This window comes from Luteitalea sp. (assembly GCF_022842525.1).
Classification (GTDB): Bacteria; Acidobacteriota; Vicinamibacteria; order Vicinamibacterales; family Vicinamibacteraceae; genus Luteitalea.
This window is the reverse complement of sequence record NZ_JALHPM010000344.1, coordinates 1-3,500: the sequence shown is the minus strand read 5'-3', so window position 1 is coordinate 3,500 and position 3,500 is coordinate 1. Positions and strand designations below refer to the sequence as shown.

Genomic DNA, 3,500 nt, shown 5'->3' with positions numbered 1-3,500 from the left:
AGCGGCGCGACGGAGGATCGTGCCATCCTGAACGTTCGCGCTGCGGGCGGTCGATGAGATGGGCTGCCGACACAAAGAAACCGGCCCTTCTCACGCTGCGGAAGGGCCGGCTTCTGGGGTGGCGAGGGGGAGATTCGAACTCCCGACCAAGGGCTTATGAGGGATTTGGTCTGAAGCACAGGGGATTCGGGGGTTTCGTCAAAACCCCTTGGCAGAACCGCCGTCTCTAGCTCACGAGTCCCCTGTCCCCAGTCCCCTGTTCACGTGCAAGGTCACGTCCTCCTGGTCACACCCTTAATTGCGCTGACCACGGACCAGGGGCTTGTCGCTCAGAACTTCTCCTCCACGGCGCCAGCCGGCGTCGCTTAGCAGATCGACATGCGCGAAGACACCGAGGGCCATCGACCCTGGCAGGCTTCCCATATCGACAGTCGACGCGCCCCATCCTTTCCCCAGGTCGAGGGCGGCGGGACTGGTCGTCGGATACGGGTGGCTGAGCCGAACGGCGCGTGCCCATGTCCCCAATGTAGCCATGCTCGGCTACTTCTCAGTTACACCGCGGCTACTTGACGGTTACCCGCGCTGACGGCCGCAAGGAGCTTGTAGGTTGCTAGAACGTCGGTTGGGTAACGGTCGATCTCGGCGACAGCCGACAGGATCACCAGTGGGTGGCTGACGCGGCGGAGGCTTTTGGCCGAATCGATGTCCAGTTCAACAACGCCGCGGCCCCCAGGTTCGCGCCGGTCCCAGAGATGAGCGACGAGCAGTGGCACTACACCATCCGGAGCGAGCTCGACCTCATCTTCTTCGTGACCCCGGCGGCGTGGCCGCATTTGATCGCCAGCGGCGGTGTCATGGTCAACACGTCGTCAGTGCAGGCGCTGGTCGGCATCGCGATGAACGGCGGGATCGCGCATGCCACGGCGAAGGCCGGCGTAATCGCCATGACGCGCCAGATGGCAGCCGAAAGTGCACCCCACGGCATCCGCGCCAATTGCATCAGTTTGGGAACCGTCGCCACTCCCGCCACGACGAAGCTCTTCGCCAACGAGGATATGCTGAGCGCTGTGCTCGCTCCCCTGCTGATCAAGTGCCTCGGTCAGCCGGCCGATGTCGCCGCACAGGCCTTGTTTCTGGCCTCCGACGAATCGTCATACATCGCAGGCGGGAACTTCGTGTTCGACGGCGGCCTGACGGCGGACTGAACCGAATCCTCCGTTGACCGCGGCACTCGGCGGCACGACAACCGTGGCGGCTGGGTCATCTACCGGCGGCCGGGCCCGCACGTGCATCCGCTCGCCCTACATCCATTGATCTGGGAGGCGCCGACGGCCGAGGGACAGGAGCTCTTCATCAGGCGCTTCGGCCCAAACGTCAACGTCGGCAACATCGCCTCGACCGAACACGTCCCAGTTGAAGGGCTCCGTCCTGGTCTGCGTGGCGACACGTTCCGCATGGTCGTCCACCAGCCCGCGCAGACGGAGCGAATGCTGGAGGCCGAAGCCGGCTGAACGCAGGCCCCGGTCACAGCGGCGCGGGGCCCGGCGCGCGGCCTGATTTCTGACGTGCCCTTGCGCAGATCATGACGGACTCGAGTGACCCGGGGCGCCCTTCCAGGCCGACGCTGGCCTGTACCACGATGTCAGCAGGTACATCATTAAGAGCGCGGCCAGCGCTACGAGTCCTTCCACCGACGGCCGCCCGTCCACGAACGCGATCCCCTCGGCCAGTGTGAAGGCAGCCAGAATCGTGATGAATACTGCTCCCCGCACGCGCAACGTCTCGGCGGCGACGATTAGCACCACTGCCAGGACGATGACCTGTTCGAGCGCCATCGGGGTGTGCCATTCGTCGCCGCGTAGGATCGCCCAGGGCAGCTCACTCGCTGGTCCGGTGCCGCAGGTCGTCAGCGCGCAGCCGACGCGCTCGAAGAGGTACGTCGTGAGGATGCCGATGGCCACGAGATCGACGACGGACCGCCAGGGAGGCGCGTCGCCGGTCCGGCTGAATCGCCAGGACCAGCAGGCGGCGCCAAGGGCGAGACCGACCGCATGCAGGCCACCGTCCAGGATGACCACAATCTGTAGGGGCTGTCGGAGGTAATACTCGGCGTGGGTGACGACCCAGATCAGGCGCCCTCCGACCACAGCGGCAAAGACCAGATCCCACCAGTGGCTCGTGCTGAGGCCGAATCCCGCCTGGCGCGCCGACTGCCGAAATACGACACCGGCGATGACGAGACCGACGAGGGTCAGGACAATCTGCGAGTCGAGTGAGAGTGTCAGGATCTGAATTCGAAAAGGATCGAGCCTCACAGCAGCCGCTCGATTCGCCGAGCGAGCGTGTCGCGGGTCATTGGCCCGGTCACTCGCTCGCGCACGATTCCCGACCGGTCGAGGATCAGGCTGGTCGGCAGGCCGACGACGCCGTAGGCGGCGGCAATCGACCCGTTTTCGTCGAGCATGATCGGAAAGCGCAGGCCGTGCTGAAGGACGAACGGCTCGACGCTCCCCGATGGCTCGCCCGTGTCAATACCCAGCACGACGATCCGTTCGCCCATCTCGGCCTGGTACGCGTCGAGCTCGGGCAACTCGACGCGGCACGGTGGGCACCAGGTCGCCCAGAAGTTGACGACCACGACCCGCCCACGGAGCTCGTCGAGCGACACCGTCCCGCCGCTAAGGTCGGCTGCCTGAAACATGGGAGCGGTGTCGCCGACGCCAACGGAACCCCTTGCAGGCAGATCAGCCAGGACGTCCAATTGCCAGCGCTCGCCGTAGGCGCCGAGTATGGACACGAGCACCGCGATTATCGCCAGGGCCCGGGCCCGGGCCGTCGTCGCCAGTGTCAGCGGGCGAGCACTCACCTACCGTACCCTACCACGTCAATACTATTCTCTCTTGGGGTAGAGCACAGTTTAGGCCGCCGGAGGATCGGCGTCTGGGGTGGCGCGGCGGGCACGGATGCTTGTCGTGCCCCAACTGTTCACGGCGCACTGAGGGTTCCGAGAAACGCGGCGAGATCCGCCAGGTCTTGTTCGGTGAGTCGCATCTGCTTCCAGTCCAGCATGACCGGCGCAAATCCTTCGACGACGTAAGCCTGCGGAGTCACGATCGACTGAACGAAGTACTCGCGCGGACCGCTCAGGCCAAGCAGAGCCGCCCGCTCCACGGCCCGTGTGGCAAGGCCGCTGAGATTCGGCCCGATCGTGCCGCCCGGGGTATTCGCCGTGTGACAGCCGATGCAGCCGGAACGGGTGAACAGCGCCTGTCCCCGCTCGGCCGACCCGCTCTCGAACGGCACCTTGGGAGGCCCTCCCGCCCCAACGCCTGGAGATGCGGACGGGGCAGGTGCGGACGCAAGCACAGGCGACGGCGAAGCCCCCGAGGCTGCGGCGCCAGCGACTGCTGCCGGGCCGGCGACCCCGGCAACAGGACTGGTGGACGGCACGCGAGCGTCCGCGCTCGGCGACGGTACCGCACCTGCCGGAACCGCGGCCG

Annotated in this window: 4 protein-coding genes and 1 pseudogene; 2 read left to right on the top strand and 3 right to left on the bottom strand. The window is 66.2% G+C overall.

Annotated features, from left to right (window positions below; translation table 11 throughout):
• Positions 1-638 precede the first annotated feature (638 nt).
• Together Q0C41_RS30660 and Q0C41_RS30655 are read left to right on the top strand one after the other, a co-directional pair.
• A pseudogene (locus Q0C41_RS30660) lies at positions 639-1,205 on the top strand (SDR family oxidoreductase); the annotation flags it as partial.
• Positions 1,206-1,286: 81 nt separating this feature from the next.
• The gene (locus tag Q0C41_RS30655) at positions 1,287-1,511 is read left to right on the top strand and encodes a phosphosulfolactate synthase (RefSeq protein ID WP_291990721.1); all 225 of its coding nucleotides are present in this window, start codon (positions 1,287-1,289) and stop codon (positions 1,509-1,511) included.
• Between the two features lie 69 nt (positions 1,512-1,580).
• Here Q0C41_RS30655 and Q0C41_RS30650 read toward each other — a convergent pair whose 3' ends face one another.
• The 3 genes from Q0C41_RS30650 to Q0C41_RS30640 all read right to left on the bottom strand — a co-directional run bounded on the left by Q0C41_RS30650 (position 1,581) and on the right by Q0C41_RS30640 (position 3,303).
• Positions 1,581-2,315, bottom strand: coding sequence for a prolipoprotein diacylglyceryl transferase family protein (locus Q0C41_RS30650; protein ID WP_291990719.1), 735 nt, complete (start codon positions 2,313-2,315; stop codon positions 1,581-1,583).
• Positions 2,312-2,866 carry a TlpA disulfide reductase family protein gene (locus Q0C41_RS30645; RefSeq protein WP_291990717.1) on the bottom strand — a complete coding sequence of 185 codons (555 nt, stop codon included), beginning with the start codon at positions 2,864-2,866 and terminating at the stop codon, positions 2,312-2,314. Before Q0C41_RS30645 ends, Q0C41_RS30650 begins: the two co-directional genes overlap by 4 nt.
• Positions 2,867-2,985: 119 nt before the next feature.
• Positions 2,986-3,303: a cytochrome c gene (locus Q0C41_RS30640; protein WP_291990714.1), complete on the bottom strand. Its 318-nt coding sequence runs from the start codon at positions 3,301-3,303 to the stop codon at positions 2,986-2,988.
• Positions 3,304-3,500 lie beyond the last annotated feature (197 nt).